At 69.0% G+C, this 16,793-nt stretch carries 14 protein-coding genes; 3 read left to right on the top strand and 11 right to left on the bottom strand.

Going from position 1 to position 16,793, the window contains the following annotated elements; all coding sequences use genetic code 11:
- Positions 1-91: 91 nt before the first annotated feature.
- From BP68_RS11845 to BP68_RS11860, 4 genes are all read right to left on the bottom strand, one after another.
- A complete protein-coding gene (locus BP68_RS11845; RefSeq protein WP_496371946.1) occupies positions 92-1,111 on the bottom strand; it encodes a YcjF family protein in 1,020 nt (339 codons plus the stop codon).
- Between the two features lie 188 nt (positions 1,112-1,299).
- The gene (locus BP68_RS11850; protein WP_496371947.1) at positions 1,300-1,626 is read right to left on the bottom strand and encodes a thioredoxin family protein; all 327 of its coding nucleotides are present in this window, start codon (positions 1,624-1,626) and stop codon (positions 1,300-1,302) included.
- 33 nt (positions 1,627-1,659) lie between these two features.
- The gene (locus BP68_RS11855) at positions 1,660-2,172 is read right to left on the bottom strand and encodes a ClbS/DfsB family four-helix bundle protein (RefSeq protein WP_496371949.1); all 513 of its coding nucleotides are present in this window, start codon (positions 2,170-2,172) and stop codon (positions 1,660-1,662) included.
- Between the two features lie 190 nt (positions 2,173-2,362).
- On the bottom strand, positions 2,363-3,916 hold the full coding sequence (locus BP68_RS11860) for a fumarate hydratase (protein ID WP_496371951.1): 1,554 nt from the start codon (positions 3,914-3,916) through the stop codon (positions 2,363-2,365).
- A 264-nt stretch (positions 3,917-4,180) separates the two neighbouring features.
- On the opposite strand from BP68_RS11860, the gene fumC reads away from it, so the two are divergent.
- Positions 4,181-5,569, top strand: a complete 1,389-nt coding sequence (gene fumC / locus BP68_RS11865) for a class II fumarate hydratase (protein WP_496371953.1) — start codon at positions 4,181-4,183, stop codon at positions 5,567-5,569.
- Between the two features lie 11 nt (positions 5,570-5,580).
- On the opposite strand, the gene BP68_RS11870 is transcribed toward fumC, so the two are convergent.
- From BP68_RS11870 to BP68_RS11900, 7 genes are all read right to left on the bottom strand, one after another.
- Positions 5,581-6,360: a Crp/Fnr family transcriptional regulator gene (locus BP68_RS11870; protein ID WP_496371955.1), complete on the bottom strand. Its 780-nt coding sequence runs from the start codon at positions 6,358-6,360 to the stop codon at positions 5,581-5,583.
- Positions 6,361-6,576: 216 nt separating this feature from the next.
- Positions 6,577-7,293 carry a response regulator gene (locus tag BP68_RS11875; RefSeq protein WP_496371957.1) on the bottom strand — a complete coding sequence of 239 codons (717 nt, stop codon included), beginning with the start codon at positions 7,291-7,293 and terminating at the stop codon, positions 6,577-6,579.
- The gene (locus tag BP68_RS11880) at positions 7,290-8,804 is read right to left on the bottom strand and encodes an ATP-binding protein (protein WP_496371959.1); all 1,515 of its coding nucleotides are present in this window, start codon (positions 8,802-8,804) and stop codon (positions 7,290-7,292) included. Before BP68_RS11880 ends, BP68_RS11875 begins: the two co-directional genes overlap by 4 nt.
- A gap of 215 nt (positions 8,805-9,019) precedes the next feature.
- Positions 9,020-10,069 (bottom strand): glycine betaine/L-proline ABC transporter substrate-binding protein ProX, encoded by a 1,050-nt coding sequence (gene proX, locus BP68_RS11885; RefSeq protein ID WP_496371961.1) that lies wholly within the window; start codon positions 10,067-10,069, stop codon positions 9,020-9,022.
- 52 nt (positions 10,070-10,121) lie between these two features.
- Complete coding sequence (proW, locus tag BP68_RS11890) at positions 10,122-11,321, bottom strand: glycine betaine/L-proline ABC transporter permease ProW (RefSeq protein ID WP_496371963.1); 1,200 nt, start codon at positions 11,319-11,321, stop codon at positions 10,122-10,124.
- A gap of 22 nt (positions 11,322-11,343) precedes the next feature.
- A complete protein-coding gene (gene proV, locus BP68_RS11895; protein ID WP_496371965.1) occupies positions 11,344-12,633 on the bottom strand; it encodes a glycine betaine/L-proline ABC transporter ATP-binding protein ProV in 1,290 nt (429 codons plus the stop codon).
- Positions 12,634-13,294: 661 nt separating this feature from the next.
- The gene (locus BP68_RS11900; protein ID WP_496371967.1) at positions 13,295-13,906 is read right to left on the bottom strand and encodes a TIGR00645 family protein; all 612 of its coding nucleotides are present in this window, start codon (positions 13,904-13,906) and stop codon (positions 13,295-13,297) included.
- A gap of 152 nt (positions 13,907-14,058) precedes the next feature.
- Here BP68_RS11900 and acs point away from each other — a divergent pair, with 152 nt between their 5' ends.
- Both acs and BP68_RS11910 read left to right on the top strand, forming a co-directional pair.
- Entirely contained in the window at positions 14,059-16,056 is a 1,998-nt protein-coding gene (acs, locus tag BP68_RS11905; RefSeq protein WP_496371969.1) for an acetate--CoA ligase, read from the top strand.
- Between the two features lie 180 nt (positions 16,057-16,236).
- Positions 16,237-16,740 (top strand): LapA family protein, encoded by a 504-nt coding sequence (locus BP68_RS11910; RefSeq protein WP_496371971.1) that lies wholly within the window; start codon positions 16,237-16,239, stop codon positions 16,738-16,740.
- Positions 16,741-16,793: the final 53 nt, after the last annotated feature.

Genomic DNA, 16,793 nt, shown 5'->3' on the forward strand with positions numbered 1-16,793 from the left:
TATCAAGCGCTAGTAGCTATAAAAATAATAGCATTTTGCGGGCCGCCGCCTGGGTGCTGGCGACGGCCTGCGCGCGCGGGTGCGTGCGAGGTCAGCCGCCGCGCACCATGGACAGGATCTTGGCCGTGTCCAGCTGGCGCGCGGTCTCCTGCATCTGCGGCAGGTAGCGCGACTGCAGCTGGCGCCCGTCCTGCATGACATGCTGGTAGGCGTCCTTGAGCATGTCGGTGGACAGCACGCGGCCGCCCGCGTAGTACTGGTTGGCCACATGGCCCAGGGCGTAGGTGGCGGCAAAGCTCATGCCGCTGCTCACGGCCTGGCGCCCCAGGCCGCCCAGCAGCCCCTTGCCGGCCTTGCCCAGCAGGCCGCTGAGCAGCTTGCGGCCCGCCTGCTCCAGGTACTGCGACGTGAGTCCCACGCCCAAGGCCGCCAGGAAGTCCTTGATGTGGCCCTTGTCCAGCTCGTAGCCGTAGCTCTGGCCGATCTGGTAGACCAGCCGCATCTGCAGCGGAATGATGGCCAGGGTGGAGAGGTTCTCGGGCAGCAGCTCGATGGCGCCGTTCATGATCGACGCCTTGAGGATCTTGCTGTCCATCTCCGCCGCGGACAGGCTGCCGGGGCGGCGCTGCGAGGGCGGCGTGGGCATGGCGTCTGCCGCTGCGGGGTGCGGCGCTGCGCCGCCGGGGGACTGCACCACGGCATCGGGCAGGTCCAACTCCAGCGGGGCGTTGACCACGGCCTGGGCTTGGGCCTCAAAGCCGGCGGCGGGTGCCGCGGCCGCACTTCCGCCCAGGCCCCAGGCCTGGCGCAACTGGCCCAGGAAGGCCTCTTCCTTGGGGCTGGTGTGCCCGTCGGCGTCGCACACGCATACGGCCATCTCGTAGGCCAGCTGGCGCGAATCGGGCGTGGTCAGGCGGCCGAGCACGTCCGCCAGCTGCACGCGGCGCAGCAGCACGTCCTGGTACAGACCGGGCAAGTTGACCTGCTGGTCGCCCGCCAGTCCTTCCGCCACCTGGCGGATCTGCTCTCGTTCGCGGTCATGCTTTTCGCCGTCGGCGTAAGACGCCAGCAGGCACACGGTCAGCGTGGCGCGGATTTCCTCAGCGGTCATGGTGCTCCAAAGGGTTGGTTGCGAAGTCGGTGGGTGGGATTGCGGCGCGGCCGCGAGGTTCCCTCGGGCCGTCCACCCCGGGCCGGCGGCGCCAGCGCCCCGGCAGCGTCGGAATGTGCCGGAAAACACGGGCCCCGGGGCCATTTTCCGGGCTGGGGGCGAGGCTTTGGGCCTGCGCCGGTATCCGGTCACCCGAAGGCGATCTGGTAAGGGCGCGCGATGGCCTCGCGCAGCTGGCCCAGGGAGAACACGCGCCCGAACTCGGCGAACTTGCGCCCGCCAAACCACACCTGCACCACGGGCAGCGAGAACACGCCCTCCTGCGCGCAAAGCCCCGATGCGGCTCCCTGGCAGTCGATGTAATAGCTCTCCAGCGCCGGAAACTCGTCTGCCAGCAGGGCCTCCAGCTTCGGCTTCAGCGCCTGGCATACGCCGCAGGCCTGACCGCCGAACAGCAGCAAGACCGCCTCTTGCCTGTGCCTGCTCAGTTCTGCCTGGTCGTCGATCGTCTGCATGGGGTTACCGGTGGGCGCGGTCGGGGCGCGGATTCAGGGGTGCGAGGGGGCCGATTTTTTCCACCTGCGCAATTTGGTGCGGGCGCTTTTGTACGGGGCGATGGTGTTCACCTGAATCCATTTGGCCACGGGCCATTTCTCGCCGGCCCAATGCCGCATGCCGATGCGAAACAGCTCGTCTTCGGTGCAGGTGTCGATGAACCGCCATATGCGGCCGACCAGCAGCTCGAATGCCGCCAGCAGGCGCTCCAGTGTATGGCCGCTGCGGGCCTGGTGGAAGGAGTTTGCCAGCAGGCCGAGCTGGTTCCACTTGAAGCCGGGTGCCGGCATGTCGACGGCTTCGCCCCGGGCCTCCAGCGCGTCCCACGACAGGAGCAGCCTGCCCCAGCCGATCTGGTAGGCGATGAGGTCGCAGGGCGAGATGCCGCCTTCGAGTCCGGCGCAGCGTTCCTGGGCAGGCGGGATGGAGGCGGCCTCTTCGTGCAAGCGGGCGTAGGCGCTTTCCAGCTCCTTCAGCAAGTCGGCTTTGTGGGTGGCAATGGGCATCGGGCTCCTTGGGTTTCAAAGCATCTTGCGGCTGCGATGCCGGCGGTGCCCCGTATTTGTACCAGCAGGTGCCCGATGCGCCGTGGCGGGGCGCCCACCCCACAACAAGAAAACCGCCCTGGGGCGGTTTTGGGGGGGCTAGGCATCGCGCCATCCCTTTCCCGTGGGCGGGAGGGATGGGCGGGGGGCGTCAGGCCGTGGCGACCTCAATGCCCTTGAACTCGCCGCTGGCGATGCGCTTTTGCCATTCGGCGGGGCCGGTGACGTGAGCGCTGGTGCCGCCGGCGTCCACGGCCACGGTCACGGGCATGTCCACCACGTCGAACTCGTAGATGGCTTCCATGCCCAGGTCTTCAAAGCCCACCACCTTGGCGGCCTTGATGGCCTTGCTGACCAGGTAGGCGGCGCCGCCCACGGCCATCAGGTAGGCGCTCTTGTGGTTCTTGATGCTCTCGATGGCCACCGGGCCGCGCTCGGCCTTGCCGATCATGGCGATCAGGCCGGTCTTCTCCAGCATCATGTCGGTGAACTTGTCCATGCGCGTGGCGGTGGTGGGGCCGGCGGGGCCCACGGCCTCGTCGCGCACCGGGTCCACGGGGCCCACGTAGTAGATCACGCGGTTGGTGAAGTCCACGGGCAGCTTCTCACCCTTGGCCAGCATGTCCTGGATGCGCTTGTGCGCGGCGTCGCGGCCGGTGAGCATCTTGCCGTTCAGCAGCAGCGTGTCGCCGGGCTTCCAGCTCGCCACTTCTTCCTTGGTCAGGGTGTTCAGGTCGACGCGCTTGGACTTGTTGTAGTCCGGCTCCCAGTCGATCTTGGGCCACAGGTCCAGCGAAGGCGCTTCCAGGTACACGGGGCCCGAGCCGTCCAGCACGAAGTGGGCGTGGCGCGTGGCCGCGCAGTTGGGGATCATGGCCACGGGCTTGGAGGCCGCGTGCGTGGGGTACATCTTGATCTTGATGTCCAGCACGGTGGACAGGCCGCCCAGGCCCTGTGCGCCGATGCCCAGGGCGTTGACCTTCTCGTACAGCTCCAGGCGCAGCTCCTCGACCTGGTCGAGCTTCTCGCCGCGCGTGGCCTTGGCCTGCAGCTCGTACATGTCCAGGTCTTCCATCAGGCTTTCCTTGGCCAGCAGCACCGCCTTTTCGGCCGTGCCGCCGATGCCGATGCCCAGCATGCCCGGCGGGCACCACCCGGCGCCCATGGTGGGCACGGTCTTGAGCACCCATTCGACCAGGTTGTCGCTGGGGTTCATCATGACCATCTTGGACTTGTTCTCGCTGCCGCCGCCCTTGGCGGCCACGGTCACGTCCACGGTGTTGCCGGGCACGATCTGCACGTTGATGACGGCGGGCGTGTTGTCCTTGGTGTTCTTGCGGGCGAAGTGGGGGTCGGCCACCACGGAGGCGCGCAACTGGTTGTCGGGGTGGTTGTAGCCCCGGCGCACGCCCTCGTTGACGGCGTCTTCCAGGCCGCCGGCGAAGCCTTCCCAGCGCACGTCCATGCCCACCTTCAGGAACACGTTGACGATGCCCGTGTCCTGGCAGATCGGGCGGTGGCCCGTGGCGCTCATCTTGGAGTTGGTGAGGATCTGTGCCATCGCATCCTTGGCCGCGGGGCTCTGCTCGCGCTCGTAGGCGCGGGCCAGATGCTGGATGTAGTCGGCAGGGTGGTAGTAGGAGATGTACTGCAGCGCTGCAGCTACGGACTCCACGAGGTCGTTGTACCGGATGGTCGTGGTCATGTGGGAAGAGGTTCTGTGAAACGGGACGCCCGCAATTATCGCCCCCTCCCCGCCAGGACCCTGGTGCGGGGACAAATGCCGCCACGGCAGCGGCATCGCAGGGCCGGCGGGCCGCGCGCCCGATTGGGCCTACTGCCCGTGGGGCGCCGGCCTTCCGGTGCGCGCTGGAATGCGGTGAAATGGGCCTGCGTCGGGCGCCCTGTGCGCCCCGTCGTGTGCATCTCACCCGCCTTTCCTTCCCTTAGATCAGAAAGCCTGCACGCCATGACCAGCACCCGCATCGAACGCGATACCTTCGGCCCCATCGAGGTGCCGGCAGACCGGCTGTGGGGCGCGCAGACGCAGCGCTCGCTGCAGAACTTCGACATCTCGGGCGAGCGGCAGCCGCGCGAACTCATCCGCGCGCTGGCCCAGGTCAAGCGCGCCTCGGCGCGGGTGAACCATGCGCTGGGCCTGCAGGACGCGGGCCGGACGGACGCCATCGTGGCCGCGGCCGACGAGGTGATCGCCGGGCGGCACGCGGACGAGTTTCCGCTGGTGGTCTGGCAGACGGGCTCGGGTACGCAGACCAACATGAACGTGAATGAGGTGCTGGCCAACCGCGCGAGTGAGATCATGGGCGGCGTGCGCGGCGAGGGGCGCCTGGTGCACCCCAACGACGACGTGAACCGCAGCCAGTCCAGCAACGACGTGTTCCCCACGGCCATGCATGTGGCGGCCGTGGAGGCGATCACGCACCGGCTGCTGCCCGCGCTGGAGCGGCTGCGGGCCACGCTGCAGGCCAAGGCCCAGGCGTTCGACGGCATCGTGAAGATCGGCCGCACCCATTTGCAGGACGCCACGCCGCTCACGCTGGGGCAGGAGTTCTCGGGCTGGGTGGCGCAGCTGCAGCATGCCGAGCGCCATGTGCAGGGCGCCCTGCCGCACCTGTGCGAGCTGGCGCTGGGCGGTACGGCCGTGGGTACGGGGCTCAACGCGCCCCAGGGCTATGCCGTCCAGGTGGCGGCGGAGCTGGCGCAACTGACCGGCATGCCGTTCGTGACGGCGCCCAACAAGTTCGAGGCGCTGGCCAACTGCGACGCGCTGGTGGCGGCGCATGGCGCGCTCAAGGCGCTGGCGGCCAGCCTGATGAAGATCGCCAACGACGTGCGCTGGCTGGCCAGCGGCCCGCGCAGCGGCATCGGCGAGATCACCATCCCCGAGAACGAGCCGGGCTCGTCCATCATGCCCGGCAAGGTCAACCCCACGCAGTGCGAGGCCGTGACCATGCTGGCCGCACAGGTGCTGGGCAACGACGTGGCGATCAACGTGGGCGGCGCCTCGGGCAACTTCGAGCTGAACGTGTTCCGCCCCATGGTGGCGCACAACTTCCTGCAGAGCGTGCGCCTGCTGGCCGACGGCATGGTGAGCTTCCACGACCACTGCGCCGTGGGCATCGAGCCCCAGCGCGAGCGCATCGCCGAGCTGGTGGAGCGTTCGCTGATGCTGGTGACGGCGCTCAACCCCCATATCGGCTACGACAAGGCGGCCGCCATCGCCAAGAAGGCGCACCAGGAGGGCACGAGCCTGCGCGAGGCGGCGCTGGCGCTGGGCCATGTGACGCCCGCGCAGTTCGACGCCTGGGTGGTGCCCGAGCGGATGGTCGGGCGCTGAGGATCGCGGGCTCAGCCGCCCGCGTCGCCGCCGTCCGCCGTGGCCTGGTCGACCAGCGCCTGCAGGCCGGGTACGTCGTGCACCTCGATGCCGCGTTGGCGCACGCTGATGAGGCCCTCGCGCTCCAGCCACTTGAGCTCCACATTCACGCGCTGGCGCGAGCCGCCGAGTAGGCAGGCCAGTTCGTCCTGCGCCAGGGACAGGCCGATGGGGCGGCTCTCGCCGGGCTCCACCAGGGTTGGCCCGAAGCGTTGCAGCAGCTGCAGCAACTGCTTGGCCAGGCGCGCGCGCAGCGGCAGCGTGGCCATGTCTTCCATCATGCAGTACAGGGAACGCATGCTCCACGCCTGCAGCGTGAGCAGGGCCTCGCCGAACGAGGGGTGCTCCTGCAGCAGGGCGCGAAAGGACGCCTCGGGCACGCTCAGCAGCGTGGTGGGGCCGTGGGCATGGGCGTCGTAGGTGCAGGGGCGGCCGTACAGCACCTCGGCCTCGCCCACCCAGATGCCGGGCTCCACGTAGGCCAGCGTGACCAGCTTGCCGGCGGGGGTGGTGCGCCGAAACCGCAGGGCGCCGCTGGCGCAGGCGAACCAGTCGTGGGTGAGCCGCCCTTGCTCGACGATCAGATCCCCATGGGCGTGGCGCGTGACACGGCCCAGGCGGAAGATGTCGTGCCGCAGCGAGGGCGTGAGCGACGCGAACCAGGGGCCACGGTTGATCGCCTCGCGCTCCTGCTGGGTCAGCAGGGGGCGCTGGAGCGGTGTGTCGACACTGAAGCGCAGAGAGGCGTGCATGGGCGGAGAGGGACAGGGCGGCGCAAACTGCCATTTTATCGAACGACCGTTCGTTTTTGTCAAGGCCGGTAGCCATCCCAGTGGTCGATGCCCCGCGCGAAGCGGCGGCAATAGGCCGATTTTTGGGGTGGAATTGGCCTGAGGTGCTTGCTGGTAAAGCGTAAGCAGCTATTGAATCAGGAGTGATGCGCCCAGAGGGTGGCGAGACCCGTGGCGCTAGGCGGCCGCAGCGTCGTCCGGCGGATTGAACGCAAAGCCCACGCCGTAGACGGACCGGATCCAGTCGTGCCCCGCCGTGTCGGCCGCGCGCAGCTTGCGGCGCAGGTTCTTGATGTGGCTGTCCACGGCGCGTTCGTTCAGGTCCTGCGTGTCGCCGTGGTAGGCCAGATCGAGCAACTGCGCGCGCGACAGCACGCTGCCGTGGTGCGCCATCAGCGTCTGCAGCAGCTGGAACTCGCGCGGTGTGAGCGGCACGGGCGTGCCGTGCAGCGTGGCCTGCTGCTGCGGCTCGTCCAGCGCCAGGGCGCCGTGGATGGCGTTGGCCGGCGCATCGGCCGGCGGGGCGCGCCGGCGCAGCACGGCCTTGACGCGCGCCACCACCTCGCGCGGCGAGAAGGGCTTGCAGATGTAGTCGTCCGCGCCCAGCTCCAGGCCGATGAGGCGGTCCACCTCTTCCACGCGGGCGGTGAGCATGATGATGGGGCTGTCCGTGTGGCGGCGCGCCTGGCGCAGCACCTCCAGGCCGTCGATGCCGGGCAGCATCACGTCGAGCAGCGTGAGGTCGGGCGGCGCGGGGCCCGTGAGCTGCGCCAGCGCCGCGCGGCCGTCGGCCGCGTGTTCGGGCGCAAAGCCCGCGTGGCGCAGGTAGTCGAGCACGATGTCGGCGATGTCGTCTTCGTCTTCGACGACGAGGATGCGCTTGGCGGTGGTCATGGCGGCGGGGCCTCCAGCAGGGGCAGGGTGAGGGTGATGCACAGGCCGCCCAGCGGGGAGGCGCCGGCCTCGATGTGGCCGCCGTGTGCCTGCACGATGGTGCGGCAGATCGCCAGGCCCAAGCCCGAGCCGCCCAGGTCGCCCGTGGCGCGGTGGCGCGAGGCCTCGGCGCGGAACAGGCGCTCGAACAGGTGCGGCAGCTCGTGCGGGGCCACGCCGGGCGCGGTGTCGTCCAGGCGCAGGACGAGCTGCGGGCGCCCACCGTTGCGCTGCACGCTGGCCGTGATCTGCAGCCGCCCGCCCGGGTCGGTGTAGCGCAGGCTGTTTTCCAGCAGGTTCAGGAACACCCGGTGCAACTGCTGCGCGTCGCCCCGCACCTGCGGCATGCCCTGGCGCGCCAGCGCCAGCAGCTCCGGCGTCGCGTGCAGGGCCACGCCCGTCTGGTCGAAGCGCGACTGCATGCCGGCCATGGCCTCGCGCAGCAGCGCCAGCGGCTGCACGGGCACCAGCGGGGCGGGCGGCTCGCCGCCCGTCATGTCCACGCTGGCGCGCAGGTCGCCCACCAGCTGGATCAGCCGCATCACCTGGCGGTGCAGGCGCCGCGCGGTCTTGTCGCCCCAGGGGCGCACGCCGTCCTGCACGGCCTCGATCTCGGCGCGCATGGCGGCCAGCGGCGTGCGCAGCTCGTGCGCGGTGTCGCCGATCCACTGGCGGCGCGAGGCCTCCATGCTGGCGAGCTGTTCGGCCATGTCGTTGAAGGTGTGGATCAGGCGCGTGAATTCTTCGCTGTCGGCCTGTTCGGGCACGCGCGTGTGCAGGCGGCCCGCGGCAATGGCCTGCGCGCCCTCGATCAGCGTGTCGATGGGGTGCAGCCAGCGACGCGCCAGCCACCACGACAGCAGCAGCGCCAGCACCAGGCCGGCCACGCCGCTCCAGATCACGAAGCCGAGCTGCTTGGCCAGGAAGGCGCGGTCGGCGTCGCGCTCCAGGCCGTCCAGCGGTGCCAGCACCAGGTGGCCGATGAGGCGGCCGTCGCCGTCGCGCAGCGCGGTGCGCGCGCCGCCGGGCACGGGCGCCGCGCCGGCGACGAGCCGGCCCTGCGCATCCACCACGCCCAGCCGGCGCGACAGCGCATCCACGGGCTGCGGGACGCCGCCGGGCGCCGCGCCGGGGGCGGCGCCCGGCAGCAGCAGGGGTTCGGGCCCGGCCTGCGCGGGGCCGAAGACGGGCATGTGCAGGTTGCGCGGCCGGCGCAGCTCGCGCCACAGCCCGGGCTGTTCGCGCAGCGTCTGCCAGCCGCCCTGCTGGGTGTAGGCGGCCTGCAGGCGGAAGGCCAGCCAGTCCATGCGGGCCAGTTCGACCTCGGCCACATAGGGGCCCAGGCCGCGCTGCAGCCCCAGCAGGGAGAAGCCCACGAAGAGCAGCAGCATCACCACCAGCAGCGCCGAGAGCGCGGCGAAGGCCTTGCCTTGCAGGGTGAGGTGGGGCAGGTGAATAGAGGGGGTGCGCATGGCCGTCGGTAGGCACCGAGGATGGCATGGCACCGCGCCGGGCCGCGGCGGCGGCCCGGGGGTTAATGCAACCATTGGCAACGACGGGGCAGCGGCGCCGGGGCGGGCGCGCGGCTTGCGTTGCGGTGGTTTTGTGCTATTAAATTAATAGCTTCTAGCGCTTGATGGACGGGCGCTACATCCGCATTTGATACAAATTCTTGCGAATGCCGGCGTCAGCGCGCGGCCGCCCGGGCCTGCGTGATCCAGCCGTCGAAGGTCTTCTGGTGGGCCTTGATCCAGCCGTTCACATGGCGCTCGATGTCCGCGGGCTTGTTCTGGCCGCGGCTCATCAGGTGGTTCTGGGCGTTGATGTCGGCCACGTTGAGCTGCATCACCTCGAACAGCTTGGCGGCGGCCGGGTTCTGCGCGGCCCAGGCCTTGTTGGCCACGATCTGCTGCTGGTTCACCACGAAGCCGTAGTTCTTGCCGTTGGGCAGCTTCGTGTCCAGGCCCTTTTGCTCGCCGGGCAGGGAGGAGAACGGCACCTCCAGCCACACCACGTCGCGGCCGGGCTTGAGTTCGTTGCTCACCCAATAGGGCGTCCAGGTGTAGTACAGGACGGGCTTGCCGGCCTTGTAGCGGGTGATGGTGTCGGCGATCAGCGCGGAGTAGGTGCCCTGCTGGTGCGTGACGGTGCCGCGCAGGCCGTAGGCGTCGAGGTGGTGCTCGATCAGGGCCTCGCAGCCCCAGCCGGGCGTGCAGCCCGTCAGGTCGGCCTTGCCGTCGCCGTTGGAGTCGAACAGTGCGGCGATCTTCGGGTCCTTGAGCTGCTCGACGTTGGTGATCTTGTGGGCGTCGGCCGTCTTCTTGTCGATCAGGTAGCCCTGCGCGGCATTGTCCGAATAGATGCCCTTGCGGTAGAGCTTGGCATCGCCGCCGGCGTTCTTGTAGTAGTCGGCGTGCTGGTGGTTCCAGTGGTCGGCCATGAAGGTGGCGTCGCCATTGGCGATGGCGATGTGGGCCGTGGGGTATTCCACCTCCTGGATGGGCTGCACGTCGTAGCCCAGCTTTTGCAGTGCCTTCATGACCAGCAGGGTCTGGAAGGTTTCCTCGGCGATCGAGCTCTTGAGCGGCAGCACCTTCACGCCCTTGCCGGGCAGGTCGGCGGCCAGGGCGCCGGTGCAGGCCAGGGCCAGGCCCGTGGCGGCCAGGCCGGCGCGCAGGCGGTGGCCGAAGGGGCGGCTGCGCCGCGTGGCGGTGGTGCTGAAAACGGTGGTTGTCATCCTTGAAATCCCTTTCTTGTGGTGGAACGGTGGTTGCGTGTGCCCACGGCCTTCAGGCCGTGGATTCGCGCGCGGTGGCCGGCAGGGGCTGGCGTTCGGGGGCTGGTGCGGGAGCGGCGGGTTCGGCGTGGGGGGCTGGCCTGCCGCGCAGCGCGCGCAGCAGCAGCCCGGCGGGGCCCGTGTGCCACCAGCGGGCGCTGGCGCGGCGGGGCTGGCCCATGGCCTGGGTGATGCGGTCCAGCACGATGGCCAGCAGCACGATGCCCAGGCCGCCCACGGTGGCCAGGCCCATGTCCAGGCGGCCGATGCCGCGCAGCACCATCTGGCCCAGGCCGCCCACGGCGATCATGGAGGCGATGACCACCATGGACAGCGAGAGCATCAGCGACTGGTTGATGCCGGCCATGATGGAGGGCATGGCCAGCGGCAGCTGCACCTTCCACAGCAGCTGCAGGGGCGAGGCGCCGTAGGCGCGGCTGGCTTCGATCAGGTCCGGGCGCACCTGGCGCAGGCCCAGGTTGGTCAGGCGCACCAGCGGCGGCAGCGCGAACACGATGGTGACGATCACGCCGGGCACGTTGCCGATGCCGAACAGCATCACCACGGGCACCAGGTACACGAAGGCGGGCGTGGTCTGCATGGCGTCCAGCAGCGGGCGGGTCCAGCGCTGGGCGCGGTCGCTCGACGCCAGCGCAATGCCCAGGGGCAGGCCGATGACCACGCAAAACAGCAGCGAGGTGAGCACCAGCGCCAGCGTGACCATGGCGTCGGGCCAGATGCCCAGCAGCACCACCAGGGCCAGCGACACCACGGCGCCGGCGGCCAGCGCGCGGCCGGCGAACTGCCAGGCCAGCAGCGCCAGCAGGCCGATCAGCACGGGCCAGGGCACGGCCAGCAGCATGTCGGTCACGCCGTTCAGCGTGGCGTCGATGGGCGCGCGCACGGCCTGGAAGAAGGGGCGGAAGTTCTCCACCACCCAGTGCAGGCTGTCGTTGATCCAGCCCTGCACGGGCAGGCCGTCGGTGGCGATCTGCTGCCACAGGCCGGCCAGGCCCGCGTCATCGGCCGGCGCAGGCGCGGCGCTGCCGTCCAGCCAGTCGGCGCCGGCGGTGGGGCTGTCGCCCGGCGTGGCCCAGGGGTCGGCGGCCTGCATTTGCGCGGGGGGCGCATCGGGCGCCGGGGCGCCGTCCGCGGCGGCGGTCCATGGGTCGTCGAAGGCAGCGGTGCCGTGGTCTTGCGCCATGTGGTTCATGCGTCTTCTCCTGGTGGGGTTCTCAGTGCGCGGGCGCCACGGGGTTGCTGGCGCGCGCCGGGAAATGCGGGTTGAGCTGGACGGGCGGCACCTCGGCCTGTGGCGGCGGCACGGGCGGCGTGTCGCGGTCCAGGAACTTCATCAGCGTGGTGCGGCTGACCACGCCCAGGTAGGTGCCCGCCTCGTCCACCACGGGCAGCGGGCAGGGCGCGGTGGACATGGGGCCGAACAGGTCGGCCACGGGCGTGGCGGCGTCCAGCGGCGGGGCGTCGGGCAGGAAGGCCTGCCGCAGGCCCAGCGCGCCCTGGCGCCCCTGCAGCGCGGCGCGCAGCGACTGCGACGACACCACGCCCAGAAAGCGCTTGCGGCTGTTGAGCACGTAGGCGTGGTCGCGGTCGGAATCCTCCAGCAGGCGCAGCGCGGCGCGGCAGCCCCGGTCGTCATGCTCGGACACCACGGTAAGCGCCTGGCGCGCGATGTCGCTGGCCTTGAACACGGCGGCAGCGTCCACGCCGCGCACGAAGCTGCGCACGTAGTCGTTGGCGGGGGAGCGCAGGATCTCGTCGGGCGTGCCCACCTGCACCACATGGCCGTCCTTCATGATGGCGATGCGGTCGCCGATGCGCATGGCCTCGTCCAGGTCGTGCGAGATGAAGACGATGGTGCGGCGCTTGATCTGCTGCAGGCGCAGCAGCTCGGACTGCATCTCGGTGCGGATGATGGGGTCCAGCGCCGAGAAGGCCTCGTCCATGAGCAGGATGGAGGGGTCCGCCGCCAGCGCCCGCGCCAGGCCCACGCGCTGCTGCATGCCGCCCGACAGCTCGTCGGGGTAGCAGGCGCCCCAGGCGCCCAGGCCCACCTGTTCCAGCGCCGCCTGCGCGGCCGCCTGGCGCTCGGCGCGGTCCACGCCGGCCAGCTCCAGGCCGAAGGCCGTGTTGTCCAGCACCGTCATGTGCGGCATGAGGGCGAACGACTGGAACACCATGCTGATGTCCTTGCGCCGCAGCGCGCGCAACTGGCGGTCGCTCAGGCCGTTGATGTCCTGCCCGTCCACCAGGATGCGGCCGCTGGTGGGCTCGATCAGCCGGTTGAGCATGCGCACCAGCGTGGACTTGCCCGAGCCCGACAGGCCCATGACGACGAAGATCTCGCCGGCCTCGATGGTGAAGCTGGCGTCGAACACGCCGATCGAATGGCCGGTGCGCGCCAGGATGTCCTGCTTGCTCAGGCCCTGCTGCACGAGGTCCAGCGCTTCTTGCGGCGCTTCGCCGAAGACCTTGAACACGCGGTCGATGATGATTTGTTTGGCCACAGTGTGGTTCCTCCCTCGGTTGATACGGGTTGAACTCACCCCGGCCGCACCAATGGCGGCAGGGGCACGAAGGCCGAAGCGCTGCGCAAACATGCGCGACCCCGATGCGGTGGCTGCGCCGGGGCGCGGGCGTCCTCAATGGGCGCACGCGGCCGACGGGGCCGGGAAGAGGGCGGACACGAGAGTGGCCAGATCGGCCCGAATGGCACGCGAAAAGGTGCGCAAGGGCCTGGGTGCGTGGCACAAGAGGTCGGTCAGAGGACTTGCGCGCTCACGCGGATGCCTCGGCGCCGCGCGGCGGCGGCAGGACATCCTGGGCATCGGGGCCGGAGCTTCGGCCGCGGCGCCGGAAGCCGCCAGCACAGTGGCGGCCCGCCGGCTCAGTGATTCGCCCCGGTGACAGAAAGCCGGAAAAGAGCGAATTACCTGCATTGCAGGTTGTAAAACACCGGAAAAGTATATTGATTCAGTGTTTTTAAGTCAAAAAATAGGTTTTTATAAATGTGGTAATGGCGCGCGATGGTTCTAGGGGGCGGCGATTTCTGCTATTAAATATATAGCTTATTGCGATTGGTGGGTGCGGAAAGAAGCCCTTTTTTGGCATAAAAAAACCCATCCGCCGCCGTGGCGGGGATGGGCTGGGGTGCGGCGGCGATGCCGGTCAGTGCTTTTCGTCCGGGGCGTGGAGCAGCTTGTCGGTGAGCGCGATGGCCAGTGCGCTGAGCAGGAAGGTGACGTGGATGATGGTCTGCCACATCAGCACCTTCTCGCTGTAGTTGGGGGCGTTGATGAAGGTCTTGAGCAGGTGGATGGAGCTGATGCCGATGATCGACAGGCCCAGCTTCACCTTCAGCACCGAGGCGTTCACATGGCCCAGCCATTCGGGCTGGTCGGGGTGGCTTTGCAGGCCCAGGCGGCTCACGAAGGTTTCGTAGCCGCCCACGATCACCATGATGAGCAGGTTGGAGATCATCACCACATCGATCAGCGCCAGCACCACGAGCATGATCACCGTCTCATTGAGCGCGGTGATGGGGGCGTCTGGCTTGTAGCCGATGCTGGTGATCAGCGCCTGCAGTGCCGCCTGGTTGCCGAATGCGGCCTCCACGAGGTGCCACAGCTCCACCAGGAAATGCCACACGTACACGCCCTGGGCGGCGATCAGGCCCAGGTAGAGCGGCAGTTGCAGCCAGCGGCTGGCGAAGATGAGGGAGGGCAGCGGGCGCAGCGGGGCATTGGCCATGCCGGCGGGGGTGGGGTGGGGGGAGGTCATGGAGACGGAAAGGGCGTCAGAAATGGCTTGGCGCGCGATTTTAGGGGCAGTCGAACCGCGGGTTGCGCGGGTTAAGCTCCGCACCGTCAGTGGCTTGTAAGTACCGAGACCGACAGTACCGCACAAAATTCTTAGCTTCAGGAGACAAGACCATGAATGCACCTACCAATGCCATCCAGTCCGTGCTGGTGGAGAACCGCGTTTTCCCGCCGTCGGACAGCCTGGTCAAGGCGGCCCGCGTGTCCGGCATGGCCGACTACGAGGCCCTGTGCGCCGAGGCCGAGCAGGACTTCCAGGGTTTCTGGGCGCGCCTGGCGCGCGAGCAGTTGCAGTGGACCAAGCCCTTCACGCGCACGCTGGACGAGTCCAATGCGCCGTTCTACAAGTGGTTCGATGACGGCGAACTCAACGCCAGCGCCAACTGCCTCGACCGGCACATGGGCACGGCGGTCGAGAACAAGACGGCCATCCTCTTCGAGGCGGATGACGGCACCGTCACCCAGGTCACCTACAAGGAACTGCTGGCCCGCGTGGCCCAGTTCGCCAACGCGCTCAAGGCCCAGGGCATCGCCAAGGGCGACCGCGTGGTGATCTACATGCCGATGACGATCGAGGGCGTCGTGGCCATGCAGGCCTGCGCGCGCATCGGCGCCACGCACAGCGTGGTGTTCGGTGGCTTCTCGGCCAAGGCGCTGCAGGAGCGCATCATCGATGCGGGCGCCGTGGCCGTGATCACGGCCAACTACCAGCTGCGCGGCGGCAAGGAGTTGCCGCTCAAGTCCATCGTGGACGAGGGCATTGCCATGGGCGGCTGCGAGTCGGTCAAGACCGTGCTGGTCTATGAGCGCACGCCCACCACCTGGAACCGCGTCGCGGGTCGCGACAAGACCTTCGCCGAGGCGCTGGCCGGCCAGTCCACCGAATGCGCGCCCGTGCCCGTGGGTGCCGAGCACCCGCTCTTCATCCTCTACACCTCGGGCTCCACCGGCAAGCCCAAGGGCGTGCAGCATTCCACCGGCGGCTACCTGCTGTGGGCCAAGCAGACGATGGAGTGGACCTTCGACATCCAGCCCAGCGACATCTTCTGGTGCACCGCCGACATCGGCTGGATCACGGGCCACACCTACATCGCCTACGGCCCGCTGGCCGCGGGCGCCACGCAGGTCGTGTTCGAGGGCGTGCCCACCTACCCGAACGCAGGCCGCTTCTGGCAGATGATCGAGCGTCACAAGGTCACCGTGTTCTACACCGCGCCCACGGCCATCCGCTCGCTCATCAAGGCGGCTGACTCCGACGCAGCGGTGCATCCGAAGAACTGGGACCTGACATCCCTGCGCATCCTGGGTAGCGTGGGCGAGCCCATCAATCCCGAGGCATGGATGTGGTACTACCGTAACGTGGGCGGCGAGCGCTGCCCCATTGTGGATACCTTCTGGCAGACCGAGAACGGCGGTCACATGATCACGCCGCTGCCGGGCGCCACGCCGCTGGTGCCCGGGTCGTGCACGCTGCCGCTGCCGGGTATCGCAGCGGCCATCGTCGACGAGACGGGCAAGGATCTGCCCAATGGCTCGGGTGGCATGCTGGTCGTCAAGCGCCCCTGGCCCAGCATGATCCGTACCATCTGGAACGACCCCGAGCGCTTCAAGAAGGCCTATTTCCCCGAGGAAATGGGCGGCACGACCTACCTGGCCGGCGACGGCGCGGTGCGCGACGCCAAGACGGGCTACTTCCGTATCACGGGCCGCATCGACGACGTGCTCAACGTCTCCGGCCACCGCATGGGCACGATGGAGATCGAGTCGGCCCTGGTCGCCAAGACCGACCTCGTGGCCGAGGCCGCCGTCGTGGGCCGCCCCGACGACCTGACGGGCGAGGCCATCTGCGCCTTCGTGGTGCTCAAGCGCCCGCGTCCCACGGGCGAAGAGGCCAAGCAGATCGCCAAGGAGCTGCGCGACTGGGTGGCCAAGGAGATCGGCCCCATTGCCAAGCCCAAGGACATCCGCTTCGGCGACAACCTGCCCAAGACGCGCAGCGGCAAGATCATGCGCCGCCTGCTGCGCTCCATCGCCAAGGGCGAGCAGATCACCCAGGACACCAGCACGCTGGAAAACCCCGCCATCCTGGATCAGCTGGCACAGTCCAACTGAGCGGGCGGGCGCCGCAGGCGCGCCGGTTTTTGGGGCAAGGGCATCGCCACGGGGTGGCGGTGCCCTTTTTTCTGGCCGGGCGCAGCGTGTAGGAGCAAGGCGCAAATGCCTGCGCCGCGACAGGCCACGGGCGCCTGCTGGGGTACAACCGGGGGGTATACCGCAACGGGAGTCCCACACATGCACCTTAGAACCCTTGTCTTGCTGCTTATCGTCCTGGCCATTGGCGCCTTGGCCGCGCTGAACTGGCCGACGCTGATCGCGCCCGCCACCGTGTCGCTGGGCGTCACCACGGTGGAAGCGCCGCTCGGGCTCATCATGCTGGCGCTGACCGCGCTGCTGGGCGCGTTCTGCCTGGCCTATGTACTGACGCTGCAGGGCTCGGTGCTCATGGAGACGCGCCGCCATGCCAAGGAAATGGCGGCCCAGCGCGAGCTGGCCGACCGGGCAGAGGCGTCGCGGTTCACCGAGCTGCGTGTTTTTTTGGAAACGCAGCACCGTACCGGCCACGATGCCTTGCTGGCGCGCCTGGATACGCTGGAGGCCCGCATGAGCGCGCGGGCGCAGGAGTCCGACAACATCACGGCCGCCTACTTGGGACAGCTGGAGGACCAGTTGCAACGGCGCGGTGGCGCGGCGGCAGCCACGCTGCCTGCCCGTACCGAGTCGGGCCCGCACGCCTGACACACCAAAACAAAAGCCGCAGAGCGAAGAGCGCTGCGGCTTGTGTCGAAGGG

The sequence above is a fragment of the Diaphorobacter oryzae DSM 22780 genome, from assembly GCF_059568935.1.

Excerpts from the sequence above, each read along its gene's own strand:
- BP68_RS11845 (WP_496371946.1), bottom strand. The coding sequence starts at position 1,111 with ATGACCGCTGAGGAAATCCGCGCCACGCTGACCGTGTGCCTGCTGGCG.
- BP68_RS11850 (WP_496371947.1), bottom strand. The coding sequence starts at position 1,626 with ATGCAGACGATCGACGACCAGGCAGAACTGAGCAGGCACAGGCAAGAG.
- BP68_RS11855 (WP_496371949.1), bottom strand. The coding sequence starts at position 2,172 with ATGCCCATTGCCACCCACAAAGCCGACTTGCTGAAGGAGCTGGAAAGC.
- BP68_RS11860 (WP_496371951.1), bottom strand. The coding sequence starts at position 3,916 with ATGACCACGACCATCCGGTACAACGACCTCGTGGAGTCCGTAGCTGCA.
- fumC (WP_496371953.1), top strand. The coding sequence starts at position 4,181 with ATGACCAGCACCCGCATCGAACGCGATACCTTCGGCCCCATCGAGGTG.
- BP68_RS11870 (WP_496371955.1), bottom strand. The coding sequence starts at position 6,360 with ATGCACGCCTCTCTGCGCTTCAGTGTCGACACACCGCTCCAGCGCCCC.
- BP68_RS11875 (WP_496371957.1), bottom strand. The coding sequence starts at position 7,293 with ATGACCACCGCCAAGCGCATCCTCGTCGTCGAAGACGAAGACGACATC.
- BP68_RS11880 (WP_496371959.1), bottom strand. The coding sequence starts at position 8,804 with ATGCGCACCCCCTCTATTCACCTGCCCCACCTCACCCTGCAAGGCAAG.
- proX (WP_496371961.1), bottom strand. The coding sequence starts at position 10,069 with ATGACAACCACCGTTTTCAGCACCACCGCCACGCGGCGCAGCCGCCCC.
- proW (WP_496371963.1), bottom strand. The coding sequence starts at position 11,321 with ATGAACCACATGGCGCAAGACCACGGCACCGCTGCCTTCGACGACCCA.
- BP68_RS11900 (WP_496371967.1), bottom strand. The coding sequence starts at position 13,906 with ATGACCTCCCCCCACCCCACCCCCGCCGGCATGGCCAATGCCCCGCTG.
- acs (WP_496371969.1), top strand. The coding sequence starts at position 14,059 with ATGAATGCACCTACCAATGCCATCCAGTCCGTGCTGGTGGAGAACCGC.
- BP68_RS11910 (WP_496371971.1), top strand. The coding sequence starts at position 16,237 with ATGCACCTTAGAACCCTTGTCTTGCTGCTTATCGTCCTGGCCATTGGC.